Origin of the sequence: Streptomyces sp. NPDC005774 (assembly GCF_042871645.1) — a bacterium.
Lineage (GTDB): Bacteria > Actinomycetota > Actinomycetes > Streptomycetales > Streptomycetaceae > Streptomyces > Streptomyces pratens.
In genome coordinates this window covers 147979-174562 of sequence record NZ_JBIAIV010000008.1, presented here as the reverse complement: position 1 = coordinate 174562, position 26584 = coordinate 147979, and the positions used below count along the sequence as shown (strand labels likewise).

Annotated in this window: 25 protein-coding genes and 1 tRNA gene; 15 read left to right on the top strand and 11 right to left on the bottom strand. The window is 72.0% G+C overall.

Annotation, left to right across the window (positions count from 1 at the left end; translation table 11 throughout):
• Window positions 1-59: 59 nt before the first annotated feature.
• Window positions 60-590: an NUDIX hydrolase gene (locus ACFYQA_RS10565; protein ID WP_388914467.1), complete on the bottom strand. Its 531-nt coding sequence runs from the start codon at window positions 588-590 to the stop codon at window positions 60-62.
• A gap of 304 nt (window positions 591-894) precedes the next feature.
• Here ACFYQA_RS10565 and ACFYQA_RS10560 point away from each other — a divergent pair, with 304 nt between their 5' ends.
• From ACFYQA_RS10560 to ACFYQA_RS10545, 4 genes are all read left to right on the top strand, one after another.
• Window positions 895-1845, top strand: a complete 951-nt coding sequence (locus ACFYQA_RS10560; RefSeq protein WP_388914464.1) for a hypothetical protein — start codon at window positions 895-897, stop codon at window positions 1843-1845.
• Window positions 1846-1930: 85 nt separating this feature from the next.
• Complete coding sequence (locus tag ACFYQA_RS10555; RefSeq protein WP_388914461.1) at window positions 1931-3481, top strand: APC family permease; 1551 nt, start codon at window positions 1931-1933, stop codon at window positions 3479-3481.
• A gap of 255 nt (window positions 3482-3736) precedes the next feature.
• A complete protein-coding gene (locus ACFYQA_RS10550) occupies window positions 3737-4426 on the top strand; it encodes a molybdopterin-dependent oxidoreductase (RefSeq protein WP_388914638.1) in 690 nt (229 codons plus the stop codon).
• Window positions 4410-5048 carry a cytochrome b/b6 domain-containing protein gene (locus ACFYQA_RS10545; protein ID WP_388914458.1) on the top strand — a complete coding sequence of 213 codons (639 nt, stop codon included), beginning with the start codon at window positions 4410-4412 and terminating at the stop codon, window positions 5046-5048. The genes ACFYQA_RS10550 and ACFYQA_RS10545 overlap by 17 nt, the downstream gene beginning before the upstream one ends.
• 93 nt (window positions 5049-5141) lie before the next feature.
• Here the strand turns inward: ACFYQA_RS10545 and ACFYQA_RS10540 are convergent, their stop codons facing one another.
• Together ACFYQA_RS10540 and ACFYQA_RS10535 are read right to left on the bottom strand one after the other, a co-directional pair.
• Complete coding sequence (locus ACFYQA_RS10540) at window positions 5142-6539, bottom strand: gluconate:H+ symporter (RefSeq protein ID WP_388914455.1); 1398 nt, start codon at window positions 6537-6539, stop codon at window positions 5142-5144.
• 152 nt (window positions 6540-6691) lie between these two features.
• Entirely contained in the window at window positions 6692-7210 is a 519-nt protein-coding gene (locus ACFYQA_RS10535; protein WP_388914452.1) for a gluconokinase, read from the bottom strand.
• A 137-nt stretch (window positions 7211-7347) separates the two neighbouring features.
• Here ACFYQA_RS10535 and ACFYQA_RS10530 point away from each other — a divergent pair, with 137 nt between their 5' ends.
• Entirely contained in the window at window positions 7348-8049 is a 702-nt protein-coding gene (locus ACFYQA_RS10530) for a FadR/GntR family transcriptional regulator (protein ID WP_388914449.1), read from the top strand.
• 193 nt (window positions 8050-8242) lie between these two features.
• Here ACFYQA_RS10530 and ACFYQA_RS10525 read toward each other — a convergent pair whose 3' ends face one another.
• Complete coding sequence (locus ACFYQA_RS10525; RefSeq protein WP_388914446.1) at window positions 8243-8659, bottom strand: YchJ family protein; 417 nt, start codon at window positions 8657-8659, stop codon at window positions 8243-8245.
• A 72-nt stretch (window positions 8660-8731) separates the two neighbouring features.
• A tRNA-Leu gene (locus tag ACFYQA_RS10520) sits at window positions 8732-8816 on the bottom strand.
• A 286-nt stretch (window positions 8817-9102) separates the two neighbouring features.
• Between ACFYQA_RS10520 and ACFYQA_RS10515 the strand changes: the two genes are divergently transcribed.
• From ACFYQA_RS10515 to ACFYQA_RS10505, 3 genes are all read left to right on the top strand, one after another.
• Entirely contained in the window at window positions 9103-10431 is a 1329-nt protein-coding gene (locus ACFYQA_RS10515) for a M20/M25/M40 family metallo-hydrolase (protein ID WP_388914443.1), read from the top strand.
• Between the two features lie 143 nt (window positions 10432-10574).
• Window positions 10575-10808 (top strand): chaplin ChpH, encoded by a 234-nt coding sequence (gene chpH, locus ACFYQA_RS10510; protein ID WP_388914440.1) that lies wholly within the window; start codon window positions 10575-10577, stop codon window positions 10806-10808.
• A gap of 205 nt (window positions 10809-11013) precedes the next feature.
• Window positions 11014-11748, top strand: coding sequence for a chaplin family protein (locus tag ACFYQA_RS10505; protein WP_388914437.1), 735 nt, complete (start codon window positions 11014-11016; stop codon window positions 11746-11748).
• A gap of 103 nt (window positions 11749-11851) precedes the next feature.
• On the opposite strand, the gene ACFYQA_RS10500 is transcribed toward ACFYQA_RS10505, so the two are convergent.
• Entirely contained in the window at window positions 11852-12040 is a 189-nt protein-coding gene (locus ACFYQA_RS10500) for a DUF5703 family protein (protein WP_020276814.1), read from the bottom strand.
• A 47-nt stretch (window positions 12041-12087) separates the two neighbouring features.
• On the opposite strand from ACFYQA_RS10500, the gene ACFYQA_RS10495 reads away from it, so the two are divergent.
• On the top strand, window positions 12088-12777 hold the full coding sequence (locus ACFYQA_RS10495) for a hypothetical protein (RefSeq protein ID WP_388914434.1): 690 nt from the start codon (window positions 12088-12090) through the stop codon (window positions 12775-12777).
• A gap of 120 nt (window positions 12778-12897) precedes the next feature.
• Here ACFYQA_RS10495 and ACFYQA_RS10490 read toward each other — a convergent pair whose 3' ends face one another.
• Both ACFYQA_RS10490 and ACFYQA_RS10485 read right to left on the bottom strand, forming a co-directional pair.
• A complete protein-coding gene (locus ACFYQA_RS10490) occupies window positions 12898-15216 on the bottom strand; it encodes an ATP-binding domain-containing protein (RefSeq protein WP_388914431.1) in 2319 nt (772 codons plus the stop codon).
• Window positions 15213-16199: an aldo/keto reductase gene (locus tag ACFYQA_RS10485; protein WP_388914428.1), complete on the bottom strand. Its 987-nt coding sequence runs from the start codon at window positions 16197-16199 to the stop codon at window positions 15213-15215. The genes ACFYQA_RS10490 and ACFYQA_RS10485 overlap by 4 nt, the downstream gene beginning before the upstream one ends.
• 198 nt (window positions 16200-16397) lie before the next feature.
• On the opposite strand from ACFYQA_RS10485, the gene ACFYQA_RS10480 reads away from it, so the two are divergent.
• Together ACFYQA_RS10480 and ACFYQA_RS10475 are read left to right on the top strand one after the other, a co-directional pair.
• Window positions 16398-17453 carry an LLM class F420-dependent oxidoreductase gene (locus ACFYQA_RS10480; protein ID WP_388914426.1) on the top strand — a complete coding sequence of 352 codons (1056 nt, stop codon included), beginning with the start codon at window positions 16398-16400 and terminating at the stop codon, window positions 17451-17453.
• Window positions 17454-17724: 271 nt separating this feature from the next.
• Complete coding sequence (locus ACFYQA_RS10475; protein WP_388914635.1) at window positions 17725-18513, top strand: ferritin-like domain-containing protein; 789 nt, start codon at window positions 17725-17727, stop codon at window positions 18511-18513.
• A gap of 80 nt (window positions 18514-18593) precedes the next feature.
• Here the strand turns inward: ACFYQA_RS10475 and corA are convergent, their stop codons facing one another.
• Window positions 18594-19589: a magnesium/cobalt transporter CorA gene (corA, locus tag ACFYQA_RS10470; RefSeq protein ID WP_388914424.1), complete on the bottom strand. Its 996-nt coding sequence runs from the start codon at window positions 19587-19589 to the stop codon at window positions 18594-18596.
• A 110-nt stretch (window positions 19590-19699) separates the two neighbouring features.
• Here corA and ACFYQA_RS10465 point away from each other — a divergent pair, with 110 nt between their 5' ends.
• The 4 genes from ACFYQA_RS10465 to mshC all read left to right on the top strand — a co-directional run bounded on the left by ACFYQA_RS10465 (window position 19700) and on the right by mshC (window position 23310).
• Window positions 19700-20386, top strand: coding sequence for a histidine phosphatase family protein (locus ACFYQA_RS10465; protein WP_388914421.1), 687 nt, complete (start codon window positions 19700-19702; stop codon window positions 20384-20386).
• 78 nt (window positions 20387-20464) lie between these two features.
• Window positions 20465-21055, top strand: a complete 591-nt coding sequence (locus tag ACFYQA_RS10460) for a DUF3090 domain-containing protein (protein WP_332426316.1) — start codon at window positions 20465-20467, stop codon at window positions 21053-21055.
• Window positions 21052-21852 carry an SCO1664 family protein gene (locus ACFYQA_RS10455; protein WP_388914419.1) on the top strand — a complete coding sequence of 267 codons (801 nt, stop codon included), beginning with the start codon at window positions 21052-21054 and terminating at the stop codon, window positions 21850-21852. The genes ACFYQA_RS10460 and ACFYQA_RS10455 overlap by 4 nt, the downstream gene beginning before the upstream one ends.
• Window positions 21853-22080: 228 nt before the next feature.
• Window positions 22081-23310, top strand: a complete 1230-nt coding sequence (gene mshC, locus ACFYQA_RS10450; protein ID WP_388914417.1) for a cysteine--1-D-myo-inosityl 2-amino-2-deoxy-alpha-D-glucopyranoside ligase — start codon at window positions 22081-22083, stop codon at window positions 23308-23310.
• Window positions 23311-23415: 105 nt separating this feature from the next.
• Here the strand turns inward: mshC and ACFYQA_RS10445 are convergent, their stop codons facing one another.
• A complete protein-coding gene (locus ACFYQA_RS10445; protein ID WP_388914414.1) occupies window positions 23416-24393 on the bottom strand; it encodes a PAC2 family protein in 978 nt (325 codons plus the stop codon).
• A 567-nt stretch (window positions 24394-24960) separates the two neighbouring features.
• Window positions 24961-26577 carry an FAD-dependent oxidoreductase gene (locus ACFYQA_RS10440; protein ID WP_388914411.1) on the bottom strand — a complete coding sequence of 539 codons (1617 nt, stop codon included), beginning with the start codon at window positions 26575-26577 and terminating at the stop codon, window positions 24961-24963.
• Between the last annotated feature and the right edge of the window lie 7 nt (window positions 26578-26584).

Genomic DNA, 26584 nt, shown 5'->3' with positions numbered 1-26584 from the left:
GCCCGGACCCGGGCCCGGCCGGCCCGCTCCCTCGGCCGGTGCGAGCCCCGGTGGCGCGGTCACCCGCGCTGGGCCTTGAGGCGTTCGTACGCTTCCAGGCCGTCCGGAGTCCATGCCCATTCGCCCAGGCGGCGCTCCAGTTCCGGCTCGGTCAGGAAGGTGTGCCAGGCCACCTCCTCGGTCTGGGGCCGCACGGGCAGGTAGCAGCGGACCTCGTGGACCGCCGACCACCAGCTCCGTCCGTCGTCGGCGTCGTAGAGGAACGTGAAGAGGTGCGTGGGCTGCGCCAGCCCGGACACGCCCAGTTCCTCCTCGGCCTCGCGCAGGGCCGCCTCGGCGTAGCTCTCGCCGGCGCCCACGACCCCGCCGACGAACATGTCGTACAAGGAGGGGTACACCAGTTTCGTCGGGGTGCGCCGGTGCACGAAGATCCGGCCCTCGGCGTCCCTGACCAGGATGAACGAGCAACGGTGCCGTAGCTTCCGCGCATAGGCCTCGCCGCGCGGTGCCTGGCCGGTCACCCGGTCGTTCTCGTCCACGATGTCGAGGACCTCGTCCGCGGCGGGCGCGGGTTCATCGGCAGTGGTCATGCACCCATCGAAGCAGGACCGCGCCCGGCCCCGTGCACGAGGGCCTGATGACACGTCACGAACCCGCCCCGCGAACCCGAACTGGAACCCTCCTCCGGCCTCGTCCGTATGGTTGCGGCTTTCAAGTGATGTGTCTGTGACGCCAGTTGACGCGTGTAATGCCTCGGACGCCCTTGACGTCAACCGTTGGCTGGCGGTTTGCTGTCTGTGATCAGCCCATGGCTGACGGCAGCCGACCACTGCCGTACGGGCCGACCACCCGCCATGGGCCGAGCCACTGGAAGAACGCGTGAGGAAGTCCGCGGTGTCCCCACCTCCGCCTCCCCTCGGCCGTGTCCGCAGACGGGCGGCACAGGCCTTCGACGAGGCCCTCGACGACGAAGAGCTTGTTGCCGCGTGCGCCGCGCTGGCACAGGGCCGGTGGCAGAACAGCCGCTCGCTGCTGGTGCGCACGGGGGACGACTGGGACCGCCGCGGCCACCGGATCGCGGTGCTCGCCCGGGAGTCCTCCTGCGACGCCTGGGCCCGCGACTGGCTGCTGGCCGAACCCGACTCCGGGGACGGGACCGTCCTGCTCGCCCTGGCCCAGGTGCGGCGCGCCCTGCGCGGCAAGGAGAAGGCCGACCGCGCGCGCGAGTCCTGCCACCGGGCCGCCGCCGCGCTGCCCGCCGACCCCACCCCCTGGCTCGGCCTGCTCCTGCTGGAGTGCGCCCAGGGGGCCGACGGCGACGCGGTCCGCGTCTTCGAGCAGATCCGCTCCCGGTACGCGGACCACCACCACGCCCACCACCTGGTGGTCGCCTGGCTCGCCGAACGCCGTGTGGAGGCGGGCCCGGACCCGCTGCACGAGGTCTACGACTTCGCCAACTGGTCCGCGGAGCAGGCGCCGACGGACTCGCCCCTGGCGATCCTGCCGGTCATCGCGCACGCCGAGCGCTACCGCGCCCTCGCCGCCGCAGGTCAGGAGTGCGACGACCCGGCCGCCTCCGGACACTGGGTGGGCCGCCGCGCCCGGCAGGTGATGAAGGCCGCCTTCGACTGGTGGCTGGAGTGGGAGCACGAAGAGCATCCGCGCCGCCTGATCGACCTGAACTTCCTCGCCCACGCCAAGGTCTGCGAGGGCCGGAGCGCCGAGGCCGCCGCCCTGTTCCACCGGATCGGCGACAAGGCCACCCCGGTCCCCTGGTCGTACCCCGACCGCGACCCGCTCACCGCTTTCCGCACCGCGCGGATCGCCGCCCTCGGCACCGGATGACCCCCGTGCCCCTGTGATCCCCCGGAACCCGGCCCGCTCCACCCGCCACGCAGCACCCACTCCCGACCCAAGGACGGTTCTCCCGATGACGACGGACAGTTCGCGCAGTTCGCGCACGAGCAGATCCGCAGCGGACGGCATCAGCACCTTCAAGGGGCAGGAACGCGCCCTGCGTGCCGACCGTCTCGGCACGGGCGGTCTGCTGCTCTCCGTGCTCGCCGCGACCGCTCCCCTCATGGTGGTCGCTGGTGTCATGCCCACCACATTCGCGGTGATGGGTATCGTGGGTCAGCCGCTGCTCTTCGTCGTCCTCGGCATCGTGCTGGTGCTGTTCAGCCTCGGATACGCCGAGATGAGCCGGCACGTGCACAACGCCGGCGCCTTCTACGCGTACATCTCCCGCGGCCTCGGCGGCACCGCCGGAGCGGGCGCCGCGATGGTCGCGCTGGTCGCCTACAACGCCCTCCAGGTCGGCATCTACGGCATCTTCGGCTTCGAGGTCTCGGGGCTCTTCGCCACCTACGCCGACCTCGAGGTCGCCTGGTGGATACCGTCGCTGGTGGCCCTCGCCGCCGTCGGCGCGCTGGGCTGGCTGAAGATCGACGTCAACGCGCGCGTGCTGGGCGTCCTGCTGGTCATCGAGGTGCTCCTGGTCGTCGTCTTCGACATCGCCGCCATCGCCGACCCGGGCAAGGAAGGGCTGTCGCTGCACGCCTTCAACCCGGACACCCTCACCGGCGCCGGCGTCGGCACCGCCCTGTGCTTCTGCATCGCGGCCTTCCTCGGCTTCGAGCAGGCCCCGGTGTACGCCGAGGAGACCAGCAGGCCGCACGTCCTGGTGCCGCGCGTGATGTTCCTGGCCGTCACGGGCGTCGCCGTGTTCTTCGCGATCAGCAGTTGGGCCCTCACCGTCGCCACCGGTCCCGCGGGCATCGTCGCCACCTCGCAGGAGCAGAGCGCAGGACTGCTGTTCTTCCTCACCGAGTCCCGGCTCGGCGGCACCTTCACGGACGTCCTGCACATCCTCTTCGTCACCGGCATGTTCGCCGCGATGCTCAGCTTCCACAACGTCGTCGCCCGGTACGCGTTCGCCATGGGCCGCGAGGGCCTGCTGCCCTCCGCCTTCGGCCGCACCACCGGCACCAGCGGTGCCCCCGGCACCGGGTCGCTGCTCCAGACGGGTATCGCCGCGGTGCTGGTCCTCGCCTTCGCGTTCACCGACGACAAGCCGACCGGCGACCCGACTGCGCCCGTCCTGCACCTGTTCACCTGGGGCGGCAACATCGGCGCCCTCGGCGTGATCGTCCTGATGGCGATCGCCTCGCTGTCCGTCGTCGTCTTCTTCGTCCGCCGCGGTGCCGCGGGCGCCCAGGCCTGGCGGCTGGTCACCTCGGCGCTGGCGGGCCTCGCCCTGGCCGTGATCGCCGGCTACACCGTCAAGGACTTCGACGTACTCGTCGGCACCGGACCCGACTCCGCCCTGAGCCTGCTGCTGCCCGGCATCATCGGGCTGGCCCTCGTCGCCGGCCTGGTCCAGGGTCTGGTGCTGCGCTCCCGTGCCCCCGGGACGCACGCCCGGATCGGGCTCGGCAACGAGGCGTTCCAGCTGGACAAGGAGGCCGGGCGCAAGCCGTAGCCCGTGCCGAAGTACGGACGGGGCAGGCCGGCCGCGCGGCCGGCCTGCTTACGGAAATCCGACGGGCACCCGCGAACCCTGGTCCCACCGGGGCGCGGATGTTCGAATGGCATAGTGAACTCCGAACAACCGGAAGCACGCGACCATCCGGAAGACCGCGAACGGCCGGAAACACACGATCGGCCGGACGACCGGGAACGGCCCGCAGCACGCACACCGCCGGACGAGGCGGCGCCCGACGACCGGGGCCGGCCCATCGGCCGCCGGGTCCTCCTGGGCACCCTCGGACTCGGTGCCCTCGGCGTGGCCGCCGCCCCCGTACTCCAGCGCGGACTGGAGTCCTTCCTCGCCGGAGCCTCCGACAAGGACCCCACCGGACTGACCGGACTGCTCCCGAACGGCGGTGGCTTCCGCTACTACTCCGTCACTTCCTCCGTTCCGAGGAAGAACGCTCGGACCTACCGCCTCACCGTCGACGGCCTGGTCGACCGTCCCACCTCCTACACCCTGGCCGACCTGAAGGCCCTGCCACAGACCCGTATGGTCCGTGACGTCCAGTGCGTCACCGGCTGGCGGGTGCCCCGCACGCCGTTCGAGGGGGTACGCCTGTCCCGCCTCCTGGATGCGGCGGGCGTGCGCGCCACGGGCGGGGCGGTGCGCTTCACCTGCTTCGACGGCGCCTACTCGGAGAGCCTCACCCTCACCCAGGCCCGCCGGGCGGACGTCCTGGTCGCCCTGCGCATGCAGGACGAGGACCTCGGCCACGCCCACGGCGGCCCGGTCCGCCTCTACGCCGCCCCCATGTACTTCTACAAGTCGGCCAAGTGGCTCTCCGGCATCACCGTCACCGAGGGCGTCGAACCCGGCTATTGGGAGCAGCGCGGCTACGACATCGACGCCTGGGTCGGCCGCTCGAACGGACGCGACGATGAGCCCACGAACTGACCTCCCGTCCACCGCCCCCGCCACTGCCGCAACCGGCGTCGCGCGCTTCACCCGCGCCGCGCGGTGGGCACACCGCACCACGGCCGCGCTGATGGGCCTCTGCGTGTTCACCGCCGCCTGCCTGTACGTCCCCCAGCTCGCCCAACTGGTCGGGCGCCGCGCCCTGGTGGTCACCGTCCACCAGTGGTCCGGGCTCGCGCTGCCGGTCCCGGTCCTGGCCGGACTGCTCTCCCGGGCCTTCCGTACCGACCTGGGCCGCCTGAACCGTTTCGGCCCGCACGACCGCACGTGGCTGCGGGCCGCGCTGCGCCGCGACAAGCACCCCTCGCAGCGGCCGGCCGGAAAGTTCAACGCCGGACAGAAGATCTACGCGGCCTGGATCGCCGGTGCCACGCTGGTGATGCTCGGCACCGGTCTGATGATGTGGTTCACCCACCTCACCCCGCTGGTGTGGCGCACCGGCGCGACCTTCGTCCACGACTGGCTGGCCCTCACCCTCGGCGTCGTCCTCGCCGGCCATATCGGCATGGCCCTGGCCGACCCGGAGGCCCGACGGGGCATGCGCACCGGAACCGTCGGCCGGGACTGGGCGCAGCGAGAGCATCCGCTGTGGCGGCCCTGAGCACAGGGTGAACGGCCGCGACCGCGGCACCGCATGGGCGGTGCCGCGGTCGCGGCCGTTCCGGACGGTCAGCTGCGTGACCAGCAGGGCCGGCTAAATGACCAACGAGAGCAGCAGAACCAGCGCTCCCGCGACCACCGAGATGATCGTCTCCATGACCGACCAGGTTTTGATCGTCTGGCCGACGGTGAGCCCGAAGTACTCCTTCACCAGCCAGAAACCGGCGTCGTTGACATGGCTGAAGAAGACCGAGCCGGCGCCGATGGCGAGCACCAGCAGGGCGGCGTGCGTGGTCGACATGTCGGCCGCGAGCGGTGCCACCAGTCCGGCCGCCGAGATGGTCGCCACGGTCGCCGAACCGGTCGCCAGCCGGATCGCCACCGCGATCAGCCAGCCGAGCAGCAGGGCCGGGATCGCCCAGTCCGCGGAGATGTCGAGGATCATCTGACCCACACCGGAGTCGATCAGCGTCTGCTTGAAGCCGCCGCCGGCGCCGACGATGAGCAGGATGCCCGCGATCGGGCCGAGGCCCTTCTCGACCAGCTGCGAGATGCGGCTCTTGTCGTATCCGGCGGGCAGGACCAGCGTGAAGATGCCGACGAGCACGGACGCGAGCAGGGCGATCATCGGGGAGCCGATGACGTTGAACACGCGCTGAACGCCGCTCTCCGGGTCGTCGACGACGATCTCGACCAGGGCCCTGGCCAGCATCAGCACGACCGGCAGCAGAATGGTCGCCAGCGTCGGACCGAACCCGGGACGCTTCTCCAGGTCTTCGGAGGGGCGCTGCGGGATCATCCGGTCCGGGGCGGGGACGTCCACCCAGCGGGCGGCGTACTTGGAGAAGACCGGACCGGCGATGATCACGGTCGGTATGGCGATGAGTACACCCAGCGCGAGCGTCACGCCGAGGTTGGCGTCGATCGCGTCGATCGCGACCAGCGGGCCGGGGTGCGGAGGCACCAGGCCGTGCATCACGGACAGACCGGCGAGCGCCGGGATGCCGATCCGCATCAGCGAGTAGTTGCCGCGCTTGGCGACTATCAGCACGACCGGGATCAGCAGCACGACGCCGACCTCGAAGAACAGCGGCAGACCGATCACCGAGGCGATCAGCACCATCGCCCACGGCATGGTGCGGCCGTTGGCCTTGGCGAGGATCGTGTCGACGATCTGGTCGGCTCCGCCCGAGTCGGCGAGCATCTTGCCGAGGATCGCCCCGAGGGCGATGAGCACGCCGACACCGGCGACGGTGGAACCGAGCCCGGCGCTGAAACTGGTGATGACCTTGTCCAGCGGCGCACCGGCGAACGCGCCGAGTGCCAGCGAACCGATGGTCAGCGCCAGGAAGGCGTGCAGCTTGAAGCGGGTGATGAGCAGAACGATGACGGCGATGCCGGCCAGGACGGCGATGCCCAGCTGAGCGTGGCCCGCCGAGGTGATCGGCTCGGGTACGTCCGCTGCCAGCAGCTCGACTCTGAGACTGGTCACGGTGGATTCCTTGTGAGTACGGGGAGGAGGGGGATCAGGGAGAGGACCGGGACGGTGGGGGCGTCCCGGAGTTCATGGGGGTCCGGCCCGGGTGGGGGAGAACTCGCCGAGGCCGACGGGGAGGACCGGCCGATGCCGGTGCCGGGCGGGAGCTAGGAGGAGGCTCCGGAGAGATCCGCGAGGGCGGCGACCGCCTGGTCGGTGATCTCCTCGGGGCTGCCCGAGACCTCCACGGCGACCCCGGCCTCGTCCGGCTCCAGCGGCTGGAGCGTGGCGAACTGGGAGTCGAGCAGTGCCGTGGGCATGAAGTGCCCCTCGCGGTGCGACATCCGGTCCTCGATGAGCGCACGGTCACCGGTGAGATGCACGAAGACCACGCCGGGCGCGGCCGCCCGAAGCCGGTCGCGGTACGACCGCTTCAGTGCCGAGGAGCTGACCACACCGCCGAGTCCGGCCCGTTCGTGCGCCCACGCGCCGATGGCGTCCAGCCAGGGGTGGCGGTCGTCGTCGTCGAGCGGGGTGCCGGCCGACATCTTGGCGATGTTGGCCGGCGGGTGGAAGTCGTCGCCCTCGGCGTACGGGACGCCGTACCGGGCCGCGAGCAGGGGACCGATGGTGGTCTTGCCGGTGCCCGCGACGCCCATGACCACTACGACGTGGGGGGTGTTCATCGCTGCCTCACTGTCTGCTGTCGTCGTCGACAACCTGATGTCGAGGCAACTGAAACTTAAAAGTACGACAAATTCAAGAGTCTGTGACGAATAAGTCCGACCTTTGATTCCGGTGATCCGCCCCGTACTCTGAGTGCATGAGCACCAATGGCCGGGGGCTGCACGGCCACGTACTGGACACCCTCGGTCCCGAGATCACCGCCGGCGAGTACCCGCCCGGCAGCGTGCTCCGGACCGACGAACTCGCCCAGCGCTTCGACGTGTCGCGGTCCGTGATGCGTGAAGTGGTACGCGTCCTGGAGTCCATGTACCTCGTGGAGTCCCGGCGCCGCGTGGGCGTTACGGTCCGCCCGGCCTGCGACTGGAACGTGTACGACCCCCAGGTCATCCGCTGGCGGCTGGCCGGCGCGGACCGCCCCCGGCAGCTGCGCTCGCTCACGGTGCTGCGCTCGGCCGTCGAACCGGTCGCGGCGGGGCTCGCCGCCCGCAACGCCACCGCCGAGCAGTGCGCCGAACTCACCGAGTGCGCCCTCGGTATGGTCGCCAACTCGCGCGGCCACCGGCTGGAGGGGTACCTCTTCCACGACATGGCCTTCCACCGCGTGATCCTCACCGCGTCCGGCAACGACATGTTCGCCCGCCTCGGCGACGTCGTCGCCGAGGTCCTCACCGGCCGCACCCAACACGACGTGATGTTCGACGACCCCGACCCGGCCGCGGTCACCCTGCACGTCCAGGTCGCCGAAGCGGTCCGCGAGCGCGACGCCGCCCGCGCGGAGGAACTGACCCGCGAGATCACCGTGGGCGCCCTCCAGGAACTGGACATCCTGGCACCGTGACCGGGGCGGGCCGGGTCGGGGCGTCGCCTCGTCCGGCCGACGGCGACCGACGCGTCCGGAAGCGTCCGGCTCCGGCCGCGCCGGCGAACGGAGCGTTGTCCTGGTCGCTACGCGGAATGACGCTCCGCTCTGTCGGTGGCGGCCCGAAGCGAGGGGCTGGACGCGCCCGGCGGATGGGAGCCCGCCGACGGGCTCAGCTCAGGAACTCCCCGTCGACGTACACCCACGCCCCGTCCACCCGCTCGAAGCGGCTGCGCTCGTGCAGCGAGCCGCCCCGATAGGACGCGCGGAAGGTCACCGTCCCGGTGGAGTGGAAGGCGGACCCGCCGTTCGTCTCCAGGATCTCCAGCCCGGTCCAGCGCGTCCCGGGATCGAGATCGACCCGCTCGGGCCGCGTCCGCGGATGCCAGGTCCGCAGCAGATATCCGGCGTCCAGCCGTACGAAGGCGCAATACCGCGACCGCATCAGCCGCTCGGCGGTCGGCGCGGCGGCCGCCCCCATGGGGGTCCCCCCGGTCGAGCGGAGCCGAGACTGGGGGAGGAAGCGGCCGCAACAGGCCTCGTACGCCTCGGGGAGCCCGCAGGGGCAGGGGTGAGGGTGATCGGCCATGCTCTTCCTCCGTGACAGGACGCGACAATGCGCGAGGGCCGCGACCTGATGGTCGCGGCCCTCGCGTTCATGTGTCCGAGGGGGGACTTGAACCCCCACGCCCGTTAAAGGGCACTAGCACCTCAAGCTAGCGCGTCTGCCATTCCGCCACCCGGACAAGGTGTCTGACGCGCGGGTTTCCCCCGCTGCGACGACGTAAACATTACCAGGCTTTCCGGGGTGGCCGATCACCCCCGGTGGGCGGGTGACCCGGCCGCGCCCGTTCCGGCCGCACTTCCGCCCGGCTCGCACTCAGGGGTGTGCCCCGTCCCGGGGTGAACGCCGTGTGACGGGCCGGGTCCCGTCTTGGGGCGGGGCCGCGCAGGGGAGAGGATGAGGGGAGAGCCACGAACAGTGACAGCGTGCAGGGAACAACAGTGTGCAGCGACAGCGGGAGGAACGACGTGAGCGCGACGGACGGCACGGCCAAGGGCGTCACCGGTGAGGACGAGGTCGTGGACCTCTGCCGCGACCTGATCCGGATCGACACCAGCAACTACGGCGACCACTCGGGCCCCGGCGAGCGCAAGGCGGCCGAGTACGTCGCCGAGAAGCTCGCCGAGGTGGGGCTCGAACCGCAGATCTTCGAGTCGCACAAGGGCCGCGCCTCCACCGTGGCCCGTATCGAGGGGGAGGACCCCTCCCGGCCGGCCCTGCTGATCCACGGCCACACCGACGTCGTACCGGCCAACGCCGACGACTGGACCCACCACCCCTTCTCCGGCGAGATCGCCGACGGATGCGTGTGGGGGCGCGGCGCCGTCGACATGAAGGACATGGACGCGATGACCCTGGCGGTCGTCCGCGACCGCATGCGCAGCGGGCGCAAGCCCCCGCGCGACATCGTCCTCGCCTTCCTCGCCGACGAGGAGGCCGGCGGCACCTACGGCGCCAAGCACCTGGTCCGCGAGCACCCCGAGCTGTTCGAGGGCGTCACCGAGGCGATCGGCGAGGTCGGCGGGTTCTCCTTCACCGTGAACGAGAAGCTGCGCCTCTACCTCGTCGAGACCGCCGAGAAGGGCATGCACTGGATGCGGCTCACCGTCGACGGCACGGCCGGCCACGGCTCGATGACCAACGACGACAACGCGATCACCGAACTCTCCGAGGCGGTCGCCCGGCTCGGCCGCCACACGTGGCCGGTACGGGTCACCAAGACCGTACGGGCCTTCCTGGACGAACTCTCCGACGCCCTCGGCACCGAGCTCGACCCGGAGAACATGGACGAGACCCTCGCCAAGCTCGGCGGCATCGCCCGCATGATCGGCACCACGCTGCGCAACTCGGCGGCGCCCACCATGCTCGGCGCCGGCTACAAGGTCAACGTCATCCCGGGCCAGGCCACCGCCCATGTCGACGGCCGCTTCCTGCCCGGACACGAGGAGGAGTTCCTGGCCGACCTCGACCGGATCCTCGGCCCGCGCGTGAAGCGCGAGGACGTGCACGCGGACAAGGCACTGGAGACCGGTTTCGACGGCCGGCTCGTCGACGCCATGCAGCTGGCGCTCGGCGCCGAGGACCCGATCGCGCGGGCGGTGCCGTACATGCTCTCCGGAGGCACCGACGCCAAGTCCTTCGACGACCTCGGTATCCGCTGCTTCGGATTCGCCCCGCTGAAGCTGCCGCCGGAGCTGGACTTCGCCGGCATGTTCCACGGGGTCGACGAGCGGGTGCCGGTGGACGGCCTGAAGTTCGGTGTGCGGGTGCTCGACCGGTTCCTGGACGCGTCCTGAACGACCCTTTCAATAATCGTGCAGATGTGCGGAATTAGCTGGGAAGGGTGAATGCGACGATAAGCTCGTATCCCCATTACTCCCCCCTCGTTACCCGTGATGTGATCCGCGGATTTGGATCGCATTGCCAACGAGGAGGAACAATGCTCAAGAAGGTCGTCGCTGTCGCTGCCGCCACCGGTGGACTGGTTCTCGCGGGTGCGGGCATGGCCGCCGCCGATTCCGGTGCCCAGGGTGCTGCCGTGAATTCCCCGGGTGTCGCCTCGGGCAACGTCGTTCAGGCCCCGGTGCACGTCCCGGTGAACGCCTGCGGCAACACGGTCTCCGTGATCGGGCTGCTGAACCCCGCGTTCGGCAACACCTGCGTCAACCAGTGACGTTGTGCCTCGCCCATTAGGGCACGCCCTTTCAGGGTTTGAGCTTGTCGGCCCCGGAGTGCGCGCCATGCGCTCCGGGGCCGACCGGTTTTCAAGTACATCCCGAACAGCGAAAAGGGAATCCGCGGATTCCGGGGACTCCGAGAAATCCCAGAAATCCGTGGAACACCCTCCCGGTACTTGGTCGAAGGCAGGGAATCAGTACATGCGACAGGTCACCCGTAAGGGTCTGATGACCGTGGCAGCCGCGTCCGGCGTGCTCGCCGCCGCCGCGGGCGGGGTCGCGCACGCCGACTCCGGCGCGCAGGGCGCGGCCAAGGGTTCACCCGGAGTGCTCTCCGGGAACTCGCTCCAGGCACCGGTGCACGTCCCGGTCAACGTCTGCGGAAACACGGTCGACGCCGTCGGCGTCCTCAACCCGTCCGTGGGCAACTCCTGCGCCAACCAGGGCGGCTCACCGTCGAGCGGTCACGGCGGCGCGCAGGCCGACGGGTACACCGCCGACTCGCCCGGCGTGGCGTCCGGCAACCGCATCGAGGCGCCGGTCCACATCCCGGTGAACGTCTGTGGCAACAGCGTCAACGTCATCGGCCTCGGCAACACCGCCCTGGGCAACGACTGCGCGAACGGCGGATCCGGCGCTCAGGAGGCGCCCGGCCTGCCCGGCGAGCCGGACGAGGGTGAGCCGGACGAGGGTGAGCCGGACGAGGGTGAGCCGGACGAGGGCGAGCCGGGCACACCGCCCACCCCGGGTGAGGCCACCCCTGGCGGCTCCGCGCCCGGCAATCAGCCGGTCACCCACACCGCCGCCCAGCCCCTGGAAGAGGTGGAGCTCGCCGCGACCGGCAGTGAGTTGCCGATCGGTCTCGCCCTGCCGGTCGGCGCAGGCGCGCTGCTCGCCGGCGTGGTCCTCTACCGCAAGGCACGAGCCGCCGCGTGACACCGGCCGCGACAGCGGCCCGCACCCGGTCGTGCGGAGCGGCCCCGGCTGTGCCGGGGCCGCTCCGTGGGTGAAAGGGGACCGGTCGGCGGGGTGTCCGAACTCACCAGGTCGCACGTACCTGTCGGATGATCCGTCGCCGCAGCCGCACCTTGCGGCTCCCGTCGCGCAGCAGGCTCAGTCGGTCCAACTCCCAGTGACCGTACTCCGCGTGGTCCGTCAGCAGACGGGCCGCCTCCTTGCGGGAAACCCCACGCGGTACGTACACGTCGACAAATTCGTATTCCGGCATCGCATCTATTGTGCGGGCTGGGCCCCGGTACGGATAGCGTCTGCACTATGTCTGATGCTGCGCAGCCCACCGCTGCCGAGGTACGCGCCGCCGCCGAGGCGGTCAAGACCGCGCTCGACCGCCACCTGGCCGCGGTCGAACGCCGGTCGGGGGAGGACGACCCGGCCGTCTACGAAGCGTTCAACGAGCTGGCCGTGGCCGCCGAGTCGTACGACGAACTGCTCTACGACCGCTACGACGAGGTGACCCCCTTCGAGATCCCCGAGGCCGAGGACGCACTGCCGCCCTACACCGGCCCCGAGGAGCCCAGCGCGCTCAGCGTGCTGATCCGCCGCGACTACGCCGTCGCGGAGCCACAGCGACTGCTGGCGCACGCGCAGCGGATCGAGGCGGCGGACGACGACATCTCGGACGCCTCCGACACCTCCGACACCTCGGGCACCGTCCACGGCGCGCTCGGCCTCCTGTTCGGTGAGTACGAGCCGGACGAGGTCGCCTCCCGGCACAAGGAGTTCGGCCTGGAGGAGGGCGACTCCACGCTCTGGGTGACGGCATCGGACGAACCGACGGAACCCGGTGAATGGCTGGAGGCCCCGTTCGAACAGGTGGACCCGGCGCAGGTCGTGTGCCGCTTCGACGTCAGCGCCGTCTTCGACGAGGACCCCGACGACGATCCGGGCGACCCCGACGACGACCTCGAGGACGGGCCGGTTCCGGCCCTCGGCACCGATCGCTGATCACGCCCGGAGCCACGCGGACGGCATGGGCGACGGCGGCGGCGAGAGCGGCATCGGCAGTGGCGGTGGCACCGAGGGTGTCACCGCCACCGCGGTCACCGTCGCGGGTGAGGTCCGCAGTCAGCCGGCCGCTGCCGGGACCTGCGGCGCCAGCAGTACCGGCAGCCGGGTCGTCCGGGGCTTCGCCGCCACCTCCGCCACGGCACGCGGCAACGCCTGCTCCACCCCGTGGACCACGGACAGATGGCGGTCCGCCCTGCTGAACGCCGTGTACACCCAGGGCCGGCTCAACGCCTGCACGGCATCGCCGGGCAGGACCACGACCACGGCCGGCCACCGGCCCCCCACCGCCTGGTGCGCCGTCAGCGCCCAGCCGTGCCGTACCGACTGCTCCACCCGCTCCTGCGGCACGACGACGGCCTCGCCCGCGCAGGCCAGGTGCAGCCCGTCGGCATCGGCCTTCACCACCCGGCCCGGCACCGTACGCCCCAGGGCGGGGGAGTAGGCGATCCGGTCACCCGGGTCGAACCCGCCGAAGCGCCCCGGCCCCGGATTCAGCCGCTCCTTCAACGCCGCGTTCAGCGCGCGCGTGCCCACCGCACCCCCGTGCCCCGGCGTGATCACCTGCGTCTCCTCCGCCGGTACCCCGATCGCGCGCGGCACCGAGTCGACCACGAGCTGTACCGTCCGGTGCACGGCCTCACCCGGGTCCCGCACCGGCACGATGACGACCTCCTTGCCGGGTGCCGTCACCTGGTTCAGCTCACCGACCCCGATACCGGAGACCAGTTCGCCCAGCGGTCCGGGATCCGGCCGTCGGGAGGCGATCTGCGGGCACACACGCGCGGCCAGCACATCGGCGAACACCCGCCCCGGACCGACGGACCACAGCACGCCCGGGTCCCCGGCCAGCAGCAGCCGGGAGCCGTCCGGCAGCGACTCCGTGACCAGCGCGGCCGTCTCGACGTCCAGTTGAGGAGCGTCCAGCACGACGAGCAGGTCCAGCAGCAGCGCCCCGTCGGCGTCCCGCCCCGGTCCCTCGGCACCGGCCAGCAGCCCGGCGACGGTGGCGACCACGGGGCCCTCGGCCCTCTCGCCCCCCGCCGCGGTGACGCCGGCGTCCGTCCCTCCGGCGTCCGTCCCTCCGGTCTCCATGTCCCCGGCCGTGGCGGCCTCCAACAGGGCCGCGAACCGGGCACGCCCGACCGGGGTGTGGGCGGCGGCCCAGGCGCGCAGTCCGAGACCGTGCGCCGCCCGGAGCAGAGCCGCCGGCTCGACGAGGGACGCCTCCCCGCCCGTGTGCAGCACCAGTCCGTGACCGGCGACCGCGCGGATCAGCTCCCCCGCGGACCCGCCCGCCGAGGCGGCGGCCCGCTCCCACTCCGCACCCGGACCGTCCTGCTGGGGAGCGGAGTTGACGAGCCGGGCCAGCCCGTCGGCGAGGCTCTCCTCGGCCATCGCATACCGCTCGAGCCCCACGAGTACCCGGACGGGCCGCTCCTCCTCGGCGTCGTCCGCGCCGCCCGCGGCACCGTCCCGCCGGGGTGCTGCCGGGGCGCCCGTCTCCGGCAGCGGGTCCTGGAAGACCAGGACGTCACCGTCGGCGATTGCGGCCCGCACCGCCTCCTCGGGATCCGGTACCCCCTGCCGCGCCAGCACGGTGGTCAGCGCGGACATCTCCAGGGCGGTGTGCCCGGCCGCCGCGGCCTGCTCCAGCAGCCATCCGGTGATCGCCCGCTCGCGCCGCCCGTCCTCCGACCCGGCCTCACCGCCGAGCAGCGCCCGTGCGAAACCGTCCGCCTGCTCGGGCCGCACACCCGCCACCCGCAACAACTGCCAGGGATCGGCCCGCAACGCCTGTGCGGCCCCCTCGCCCAGCACACCGGCAGCCCGCACGGCGAGCCCTTCGGGCGCGCCGCCCTGGACGAGCACCTCACGCACGGCCGTGACCACGCCGTCGGCGGGGGCCGGCTCGACGGTCACCGGCGGCGCCGGCCGCACCGGTTCGGGAGCAGCCCGCCGCGGCGCGGGCCGGGCCTCCTCGGACACCGCGGTCGCCGGCTTCTCGCCGCTCTCCACAGCCCGTACGGCGGCGAGCAGATCGGCTGCCGTGCCGCTCAGCTTGCCGCCGGCCTCGATCGGCCCCTGCCGCTGTGCCTTCCGCCGCTCGATCCGCTCCCGCTCGGCCCGCTGCGCCAGCAACTCGGCCTCGGCCTCGGACACCTGCCGGGCCTCAGGCGTCTGCACGCCCTCCGCCTCCGTGCCCTCCGCCTCCGTGCCCTCCGCCTCCGTGCTCTCCGCCTCCGCGGGAGCATCCGGGGCGGCTCCGGGAGAGATCTCCGCGGTGCCCGAGGCCGCCGCGGTCTCCGAGGTGTCCGCCGCCTCGCCCGGTGTCCCCGGCTCGGCGTCCTCCGTGGTCTCGGGCGGCTCCGTGCTCACAGCGTGCTCCAGTCGTGATCGGGATAGCGGTGCACGGGCGCCGACACGTCGTCGAGCGCCCGGCAGATCTCGTCAGGAAGACTAAGGGCCTCCACTGACAACGCCGCCGCGAGCTGCCGCGCGTTGCGTGCGCCGACCACGGGGGCGGCCACGCCCGGCCGGTCCCGCACCCATGCGAGAGCCACCTGGAGCGCGGTCACGGCGAGCCCGTCCGCCGCCGTCGTCACCGCGTCCACGATCCTGCTCGCCGTGTCGTCCAGGTACGGCTCCACGAACGGCGCCAGGTGCTCGGAGGCGCCCCGCGAGTCCGGCGGCATGGCGCCGCCCCGGTACTTGCCGGTCAGCACGCCCCGCCCGAGCGGGGACGAGGGGAGCAGCCCGATCCCGGTGTCGACGGCGGCCGGCAGCACCTCCCGCTCCACGCCCCGCTGGAGCAGCGAGTACTCCATCTGGGTACTCGCGAGCCGGGCCCGCGAACCGGGCGCGGCGAGCTGCCAGGTCGCAGCCCTGGCCAGCTGCCAGCCGCAGAAGTCGGCCACGCCGGCATAGCGGGCCCGCCCGCTGGCGACGGCGATGTCGAGGGCCTGGAGCGTCTCCTCCAGCGGGGTGGCGGGATCGTAGGAGTGGAGGTGCCACACGTCGACGTGGTCGGTGCCCAGGCGTGCGAGCGAGGCGTCCAGCGCGGAGAGCAGATGACCGCGCGAGCCGTCGACCCTGCGATCCGGGTCCGGCACGCTGCCGGCCTTGGTCGAGATGACGAGATCCCGGCGCGGCACCAGCCCGCCCATGAGCTGCCCGAGCAGATACTCGGCCTCCCCGTCGCCGTACACGTCGGCGGTGTCGACGAGGTTCCCGCCCGCCTCCCAGAAGGTCTTCAAGAGGTCCGCGGCGTCGTGCTCGTCGGTGTCCCGACCCCAGGTCAGGGTCCCGAGACCGATCCGGGACACGCGCAGGCCGGTACGGCCGAGATGCCTCTGCTCCATGAACGCCGAGATTACTGGCCAGACCTTGTGGTGTGGGTACCTGTGGACAACGGATTCGCCCGGTCACCGGGCCGCCGGGTCCCTGCCCGGCCCTCGCCCGGCCCGAAGACCGGGTGCGGCGTCGCATGCCCCGCCCGGCCCCCCGCGGTATAAGGTCTCCGCACACACGACGTTACTGATCGGTAAGGGGAGACGGCCATGCAGCTCGGGATCAACCTCGGCTACTGGGGCGCCGGAATGGACGCGGACAACCTCGCCGTGGCACAGGAGGCCGACCGCCTCGGGTACGCGGTCTGCTGGGCGGCCGAGGCCTACGGCTCCGACGCCGCCACCGTGCTCACCTGGGTCGCAGCCCGGACCGAACGCATCGACGTGGGCTCGGCCATCTTCCAGATCCCGGCCCGCCAGCCCACGATGACCGCGATGACGGCCGCCACCCTCGACTCCCTCTCCGGCGGCCGGTTCCGCCTCGGCCTCGGGGTCTCCGGCCCGCAGGTCTCCGAGGGCTGGTACGGCGTCAAGTTCGACAAGCCGCTCGCCCGGACCCGCGAGTACGTCGAGATCATCCGCAAGGCCATGACACGCGAGCGCCTCACCCACGACGGCGAGCACTGGACGCTTCCCCTTCCCGGAGGCCCCGGCAAGCCCCTCAAGCTCACCGTGCACCCGCAGCGCGAGCACATTCCCCTCTACATCGCCGCGATCGGCCCGAAGAACCTCGAACAGACCGGCGAGATCGCCGACGGCGCCCTGTTGATCTTCCCCTCCGCCGACCACCTGGAGGACACCGCCGTCAGGTACCTGAGGGCGGGCCGGGAGAAGGCGGGCAAGACCCTCGACGGCTTCGACATCTGCCCCACACTGCCCCTCGCCGTCGGCGACGACAAGGACGTCACCGCCCTCGCCGACACCTTCCGCCCCTACACCGCGCTGTACGTCGGTGGCATGGGCAGCCGCAAGCAGAACTTCTACAACCAGCTCGCCGGGCGCATGGGCTACGAGCGGGAGGCCGCCGAGATCCAGGACAAGTACCTGTCCGGTGACAAGCAGGGCGCCGCCGCGGCGGTACCGCACGACCTGATCGACTCCACGACGCTCCTCGGCTCCGTGGACCGCATCGCGGACCGGATGAAGGCCTACGCGGCGGCCGGGGTCACCACCCTCACCCTCGCCCCGGCCGGTTTCACCCTCGACGAGCGGCTCGCGTCGCTGCGCGCCGGTACCGAGGCCCTGGAACGCGCCGGGCTCGCATAGGACTGCCCGCGGGGCCGCCCGCGAGGAATTCCACAGCCGTGGCGGGGGCTCGGGGGCCTTCCCCGCCACGGCCGTCACCCACCACAACGCCCGGCGGCCCCCGCGGTTACGCCCGGTGCCCCCTCGCCCGTCCTCCGTTCGGCGCAGTTGTGGGCCATCCCTGTTGCCCTGCGCCCCTCCTCGCATTTGACTTCTTCTTCGCGGACCACTTCGGACCACCGCGGACCGCGGCACTGCGGACGTACGGAATCCTCGCGGAGAGGGGCCCATGATGCTTTCGGCCAAGAGTCTGTTCCAGGAGATCCTCGACGACGACGAGTCCTTCGCGCTGTTCTGTTCCATCGCCGCCAGTGGGGAGTCCCAGGGCGGCTGGGAGAACGCCCGGATCGCCGCTCTGGTCCCCGAGTCCCAGCGCGCGCTCGCTCCCAAGATCACCAGGCACGGCACCGACGAGGACAAGCACGGCCGCATCTTCAACGCACTGATGAAGAAGCGCGGCGTGCGGCCCGTCCCCGTCCCGCCCGAGACCGACTACACGATGCTCCTCGAGCGCGGCGGCATCGGCCTGGCGCACGACAAACTCAGGCACGACAAGCCGCTCACCGTCGAGGACATCGTGACCTACCTCGCCCACAGCCGGGTCACCGAACAGCGCGCCTCCGAGCAGATGGAACTGCTCCGCAAGCACTTCTCCGACCACCCCGAACTCGGCCGCGCGATCAGGATGATCTCCGACGACGAGGACAACCACCTCGCCTACTGCCACGAGGAACTCCTGCGCTTCGCCTACGCCGGACACGACCGCGCCATCCAGCGCACCCTGCGCGCGAGCGCGCTCGCCGAGATCCGCGTCTACCGGGACGTCAGCCTCGCGGTGATGGACCGGATGGGCCGCATCCTCGGCTGGTCCAGGTCCAGGGCGGCACTCCTGGCGGCCGGCATCCACGCGGTCTACGTCTACGAGCGCCTGGGCGGCTGGCGCCGCATGGTCTCGCTGAGGATGCCGGACCGCCGCAACGCCCTGGGCGACCCGGCGAGCACGGCCCCCGGGTTCGCCTGAGCCGCGGACGGAGCCGGAGGAGGCCGCGTCCCGCCGGAGGGGGCCGGCCCGCACCGGGCCGGACGCCGGCCCGCCGCCCGCTACATCCAGCCGCGCCGTTTGAACAGCCAGTACAGCAGCACCTCCAGCACGGCCATCACCAGAATCACCGCCGGATAGGACCACTCCCACCGCAGCTCCGGCATGTGCCGGAAGTTCATGCCGTAGATCCCCGTGAGCATCGCGGGAACTGCCGCCATGGCCGCCCACGCGGAGATCTTCCGCATGTCGTCGTTCTGCCGGACGCTCACCTGGGCCAGATGCGCCGAGAGGATGTCCGAGACCAGCCGGTCCAGGCCCTCCACGGACTCGTTCACCCGCGTGAGGTGGTCGTGCACGTCACGGAAGAAGGGCTGCGCCTTCTTGGCCACGAAGGGAACCGCCGCACCGAACGCGCCCATCCCCGCCAGCCGCGCCATCGGCGCCTTCAGCGGCCCCGTCGCCCGGCGGAACTCCAGGATCTGCCGCTTGAAGGTGTAGATCCGGGACGCGGTGTGCCCCGTACCGGCGCCGCCCGGAGAGAAGACCTCCGCCTCCAGCTCCTCCAGGTCGGTCTGCAGCTCGGTCGCCACGTCGAGATAGTGGTCGACGGCGGCGTCGGCGATCGCGTACACCACCGACGTCGGCCCCTTGCCCAGTATTTCCGGTTGGTGCTCCAGACGGCTCTGTACGGCGTTCAGCGGGGAGCCCTCGCCGTGCCGGACGGTCACCACGAACGCGTCCCCCAGAAAGATCATGATCTCGTCGGTGGAGACGGTGCCGCTGTGCGGCTCGTAGACGACCGGCTTGAGGACCATGAACAGCGAGTCGTCGTACACCTCCAGCTTGGGCCGCTGATGCGCCTTGAGGGCGTCCTCGACTGCCAGCGGATGCAGCCTGAACACCTGCGAGACCAGGCCGAACTCGGCCGCCGTCGGCTCGTGCAGCCCGATCCAGACGAAGCCCCCCGAGGTCCGCGCCTGCTCGAGCGCGTCGGAGGGGCCGGCGGGATCCTCCGTCCGGCGCCCCTCCCGGTACACGGCACAGTCGACGATCACGGAGCGCACCCTCCCCTCACCGGCCGGACGGCGCATCCGGCAGCGCACCGGACAGCACACCTTGCGACGCACCCGGCCACGCACCCGCGCGTGCGCTTACTCTGGGCCGCATGCCCACGTTGCTCCTGGTCCGGCACGGACGATCCACCGCCAACACCGAGGGACTGCTCGCCGGCTGGACGCCCGGCGTCGCCCTCGACGAACGCGGGGCCGCGCAGGCCGCCGCTCTGCCCGGACGGCTCGCCGCCCTGCCCCTCTCCGAGGTCGTCGCCAGCCCCCTCCAGCGCTGCCAGGAGACGATCCGGCCGCTCCTGGAGGCCCGGCCCGGCCTCACCGCCCACACCGACGATCGCATCGGGGAGTGCGACTACGGCGACTGGACGGGCCGCAAGCTCGCCGAGCTGAAGGACGAGCCCCTCATGGAGGTGGTCCAGGCCCATCCGTCGGCCGCAGCCTTCCCCGGCGGGGAGTCCATGCGCGCGATGCAGACACGCGCCGCCGAGGCGGTGCGCGAGTGGAACGCGCGCGTGGAGCGTGAGCACGGCGCCGACGCCGTCTATCTCATGTGTTCGCACGGGGACATCATCAAGTCCCTCGTCGCCGAAGCGCTCGGACTTCATCTGGACCTCTTCCAGCGGATTTCCGTCGATCCGTGTTCCGTCACCGCGATCCGGTACACACGACTGCGCCCCTACCTCGTGCGACTCGGCGACACCGGCGACTTCGCCGCCCTGGCACCGCGCGAGGAGCCGCCCTCGGACGACGCCCCGGTGGGGGGCGGCGCGGGCGCACCGTGATCGTCGGCCGCAGTAGGGTGAAGCCGACGCGGCAGCGCCGTGGATACAGGTACCCACAACTCTCGATGGAGTCAGGACGTGTCCCGTCAGGTGTTCCTCTACGACCAACCGGAACGTTTCGTGGCCGGTACGGTCGGACTGCCAGGGCGCCGTACGTTCTTCCTCCAGGCCTCAGCCGGCTCCCGGGTGACCAGCGTGGCCCTGGAGAAGACCCAGGTCGCCGCACTCGCCGAGCGCATGGACGAACTGCTCGACGAGGTCGTACGCCGTAGCGGCGGCGGCGCGGCCGTGCCCGCCGTGGCACCGACGGAGATCGCCGACACCGCCCCGCTGGACGCCCCCGTGGAGGAGGAGTTCCGCGTCGGCACCATGGCGCTCGCCTGGGACGGCGAGGAGGAGTGCATGATCGTCGAGGCGCAGGCGCTCGTCGAACTGGACGCCGAATCCGAGGAGGACCTCGCCGAGGCGGAGGAGCGGCTGCTCCAGGACGAGGAGAACGGGCCCCCGATGCTCAGGGTCCGGCTCACCGGCGTCCAGGCCCGTGCCTTCGCCAAGCGCGCCCTCGACGTCGTCAGCGCGGGCCGGCCGCCGTGCCCGCTGTGCAGCCTCCCCCTCGACCCGGAAGGACACGTGTGTCCGCGCCAGAACGGATACCGACGCGGAGCGTGACCACCGCAGACCCCACCGCCGCGGTGCTGCTCGCCCAGGGCGGGCTGACCGTACGCGGACGCATCGGTGAGGCGTCGAACGCGGCGCTGTACTGCACCGTGGCCCACGAGGGCCGCGAGGCCGCCTGTGTCTACAAGCCCGTCGCGGGGGAGCGGCCCCTGTGGGACTTCCCGGACGGGACGCTCGCCGGGCGCGAGGTCGCGGCGTACCTGGTCTCCGAGGCGACCGGCTGGGGACTGGTGCCGCCCACCGTGCTGCGGGACGGGCCGCACGGCGAGGGCATGTGCCAGCTGTGGATCGAGACCGCCCCGGACACGGAACTCCTCGCCCTGGTCGACCGGGAGGAACCCGGACCCGGCTGGAAGGCCATCGGGTTCGCCGAGGTGGGCGAGGGACGCACCGCGCTGCTCGTGCACGCCGACGACGTGCGGCTGCGGCGGCTGGCCGTGCTCGACGCGGTGATCAACAACGCCGACCGAAAGGGCGGGCACCTCCTGCCCACCCGGGACGGCCGGCTCTACGGCATCGACCACGGCGTCGCCTTCAACGTCGAGGACAAGCTGCGCACCCTGCTGTGGGGCTGGGCGGGGGAGCCCCTGACCGGGGAGGCGTGCGAGGTCCTCGAGGCCCTCGGGAAGTCACTCGCCGAGGGCGGCCCGCTGGCCGCCGCGCTGGCCGCGCTGATCACCCCCGCCGAGATCGACGCCACGCGCGCGCGTGTGGCGTCCCTCCTCGCCTCCGGTACCCATCCCGAGCCCCGCGGGGACTGGCCGGCGATCCCCTGGCCGCCGGTCTGAGACCCGGGTCCCGCGGCGGGGTCCGGGCACGGTGGTGTGGGCCCGGACACAGTGCTCCGGATCCGGTCCGGCCCGGCCCGCCCCCCCGCCCGGCCGGGTGGGGCGGCCCCGCACACCCCCCGCCCGCGCGTCACCTGCACGTTCGGCGGTGATGCGCAAGAGCGCCTTCCCGGCCGTCCGGCCCGCTCCGGTTCGTATCCTGGACCATGGTCCGGTTACGCTCAGGACATGCATGCCTGGCCCGCTTCCGAGGTCCCCGCCCTGCCCGGTCAGGGACGCGACCTGAGGATTCACGACACCGCGACCGGGGGCCCGATCACACTCGACCCCGGCCCCGTAGCCCGTATCTACGTCTGCGGCATCACCCCGTACGACGCCACCCACATCGGACACGCGGCGACATACAATGCGTTCGACCTCGTGCAGCGCCTATGGCTCGACACCAAGCGGCAGGTCCACTACGTCCAGAACGTCACCGACGTCGACGACCCGCTGCTGGAGCGGGCCGAGCGGGACGGCATCGACTGGGCCGCGCTCGCCGAGCGGGAGACCCAGCTCTTCCGCGAGGACATGACGGCCCTGCGGATGTTGCCGCCGCGGCAGTACATAGGCGCCGTGGAGGCGATACCCGGTATCGTCCCGCTCGTCGAACGGCTGCGTGACCTCGGCGCCGCGTACGAACTCGAGGGTGACACCTACTTCTCGGTCGAGGCCGACCCGCACTTCGGTCAGGTCTCGCATCTCGACGCGGCCGCCATGCGGCTGCTGTCCGCCGAACGCGGTGGCGACCCGGACCGGCCGGGCAAGAAGAACCCCCTCGATCCGATGCTCTGGTCGGCCGCCCGCGAGGGCGAACCCAGCTGGGACGGCGGGTCGCTGGGCCGGGGCCGTCCGGGCTGGCACATCGAGTGCGTGGCCATCGCCCTCGACCACCTGGGCATGGGCTTCGACGTCCAGGGCGGCGGATCCGACCTGGTCTTCCCGCACCACGAGATGGGCGCCTCGCACGCCCAGGCGCTCACCGGCGAGTTCCCCATGGCCAAGGCGTACGTCCACGCCGGGATGGTAGCCCTGCACGGCGAGAAGATGTCCAAGTCCAAGGGCAACCTGGTCTTCGTGTCCCGGCTGCGGCGCGACGGCGTGGACCCGGCGGCGATCCGGCTGGCGCTGCTCGCCCACCACTACCGTGCGAACTGGGAATGGACCGACCAGGTCCTCCAGGACGCCGTGACGCGGCTCGGACACTGGCGGGCCGCCGTCTCCCGCCCCGACGGCCCGTCCGCCGAGGCCCTGGTGGACGAGATCCGCGAAGCCCTGGCCAACGACCTGGACGCCCCGGCGGCGCTGACCGCCGTCGATCGCTGGGCCGTGGCCCAGGAGCAGCAGGGGGGCACGGACACGGGCGCGCCCGGGGTGGTCTCCCGCGCCGTGGACGCCCTGCTCGGCGTGGCGCTGTAAGCGACCGAGAACGCGGTGGGGCGCCCCACCGCGTTCGTCCGGGCCCGCTCGCCCCGGCCCACCGAGTTCGGTCCTTCGCGTTCGGTCCTTCGCGTCCGCCCGCGCTCAGTCCTCCGAGGAGTCCTCGCCGTCCGTGTCCGGTTTCGGCGGGCGGGGCCGGCTGCCCGGGGTGTCCCGCCGGAACGACGGGCCGTCCCCGCCGTCGGCCGTGGCGTGGCCGCCGGGCTGCGGAGGGCCGGACGAGCCGTCACGGCGCCGCAGATAGCGCTCGAACTCGCGGGCGATCGCCTCGCCCGACGCCTCCGGCAGCTCGGCCGTGTCCCGGGCCTCCTCCAGCGACTGGACGTACTCCGCGACCTCGCTGTCCTCCGAGGCCAGTTGGTCCACGCCCACCTGCCAGGCGCGCGCGTCCTCGGACAGTTCACCCAGCGGGATGTGCGTGTCGATCAGGTCCTCCAGCCGGTTCAGGAGGGCCAGCGTCGCCTTCGGGTTGGGCGGCTGCGACACGTAGTGCGGGACCGCCGCCCACAGCGACACCGCCGGGACGCCCGCGTGCGTGCACGCCTCCTGGAGAATGCCGACGATCCCCATGGGACCCTCGTACTTGGTCTCCTCCAGGTTCATGCGGCGGGCCAGGTCCGGATCGGACGTGGTCCCGCTGATCGGGACCGGACGGGTGTGCGGAGTGTCACCCAGCAGGGCGCCCAGGATGACCACCAGCTCCACCCCGAGTTCATGGGCGAAGCCCAGCAGCTCGTTGCAGAACGAGCGCCAGCGCATGGACGGTTCGATCCCGCGGACCAGCACCAGATCGCGTGGCTTGTCACCACCGACCCGGACCACCGACAACCGCGTCGTCGGCCACGTGATCTTCCGCACGCCGCCGTCCATGAACACCGTGGGCCGGTTGACCTGGAAGTCGTAGTAGTCCTCGGCGTCCAGCGCCGCGAACACCTCGCCCTTCCATTCCCTGTCCAGATGCGCGACCGCGGTGGAGGCGGCGTCGCCGGCATCGTTCCAGCCCTCGAACGCGGCCACCATGACCGGGTCGATCAGCTCGGGAACCCCCTCGAGCTCGATCACCCAGCGCCTCCTTCCGACGTGCCCTCGCGTACGCCCCAACCTTACGGCGTGCCGGGGGGAGCGCCCGCAGCCCCCTCGCAGGGGGAATGCCCCAACACTGCCCCGGCGGACGCCGGGAAACACCCCGCATTGATCCGAGCCGTCCGGGAGGACCGCCTGGGAGAGCCGCCCGGGAGAGCCGCCCGGGAGAGCCGCCCGCTCACGGTGCGGACGGGCGGGCCCGCACGACGTGGAGCGCAGCCACTGTTCGATCCCCGCGATGTGGACGGTGGCCCACGACCGCGCCGCCTCCGCGTCCCGGTCCCGCAGGGCCGCCAGGACGGCCCGGTGCTCGCGCAGGGTCCGGTCGACGGCGTTTCCCTGGACGAGCCCCCGCACACCCCGAGGATTCACTGGGAACAGACGTCCGATGCCTCCGGGCTGTCGCGCGTGGCCTAGGGGCGGGCCCACAGCCGGAAGGGGCGACTCCGCCGGCCCGCAGGCCGGTGGGGAGTCACCCCTTCGCGTCACCGTCCCCGTGCCGGAGGAAGGACCGCTCCCGCGCGGGCAGGGCCGGTGACCGCGCGGTCACTTCCTGTCGAGCAGGTCCTGGACCTCCGCCCGGACCTCGTCCGTGGCCAGTCCCCGGATCGTCAGCGTCGTACGGCGGCGCAGCACGTCGTCCGCGGTCTCGGCCCACTCGTGGTCCCGGGCCCAGACGACCTGCGCCCAGATCTCCGGCGCGTCCGGGTGGACGCGCCGGGCCAGCGCCGGGTCGTCGTTGGCCAGCCGGGCGATGTCGAAGGCCAGCGAACCGTAGTGGGTGGCCAGGTGCCGGGCGGTGTCCGCCGCCATGCGCGGACCGGGCGCCGGGCTGTCCACCAGCAGCCGGTGGGCGACCGCGCGCGGGTTGGCGACACCCGGCAGCGGCAGCTTGCTCGGCAGCGCCGCCACGGGCTCGAAGTCGTCGCCCAGCGGGTGGCCGGGCAGTTCCTGGAGCTTGCGCATCACCGTGCGGCCGATGTGGCGGAAGGTGGTCCACTTGCCGCCCGCGATGGACAGCATCCCGCCGCGGCCCTCGCTGACGACCGTCTCGCGCTTTGCCTTCGCGGTGTCCCCGGGGCCGCCCGGCAGCACCCGCAGGCCGGCGAAGGAGTACGTGATCAGGTCCCGGTCCAGCTGCTGGTCGCGGATGGAGAACGCGGCCTCGTCGAGTATCTGGGCGGTGTCCTTCTCGGTGACCGCGACATCCGCCGGGTCGCCCTCGAACTCCTCGTCGGTCGTGCCGAGCAGCAGCATGTCCTCCCAGGGGAGGGCGAAGGTGATGCGGTACTTGTCGATCGGCGTGGCCAGCGCGGCCCGCCACGGGGCGGTCCGCTTCAGCACCAGGTGAGCGCCCTTCGACAGGCGGATGGACGGTGCCGCCTTCGGGTCCTCCATCCGGCGCAGGTGATCCACCCAGGGCCCGGTCGCGTTCAGCACCAGACGGGCGTCGACGCCGAACTCGTCGCCCGACAGCCGGTCGCGCAGTTCGGCACCGGTCACCCGGCCCCTGGTGAACCGCAGACCGGTCACCTCGGCGTGGTTGAGGACGACCGCGCCCGACTCGGCCGCCGCGCGGACCGTCATCAGCGCCATCCGCGCGTCGTTCATCTGGTCGTCGCCGTACACGGCCACGGCCTTGAGGTTGTCGGTGCGCAGCTCCGGCACGTCCCGCGCGGCCTTGGCGGGGGAGAGCAGATGGCCCACTCCGTCACCGAAGGCCGACAGGGCCGAGTACGCGAAGACACCTGCTCCGAGCTTCGCCGCGCCGTGCGGCCCGCCCTTGTACACGGGGAGGTAGAACGTGAGCGGGTTCGCCAGGTGGGGTGCCACCTGGCGGGAGACCGCACGGCGCTCGAAGTGGTTCTCCGCCACCAGCTTCACCGCGCCGGTCTGCAGATAGCGCAGACCGCCGTGGAGAAGCTTGGAGGAGGCGGAGGACGTGGCGCCGGCGAAGTCGCCGGCGTCCACCAGAGCCACCCTGAGGCCGGACTGCGCGGCGTGCCAGGCGGTGGAGATGCCCAGGATGCCGCCGCCGATCACGAGAAGGTCGTACGACGCCTTGGAGAGCTGCTCCCGGGTCTCGGCCCGGCTCGGGTTCGAGCTGGAAGCCGGGTGCGTCCCCAGGGCAGGCACGGACTGCAGGGTGGACTGAGTGGTCATGTCGGGT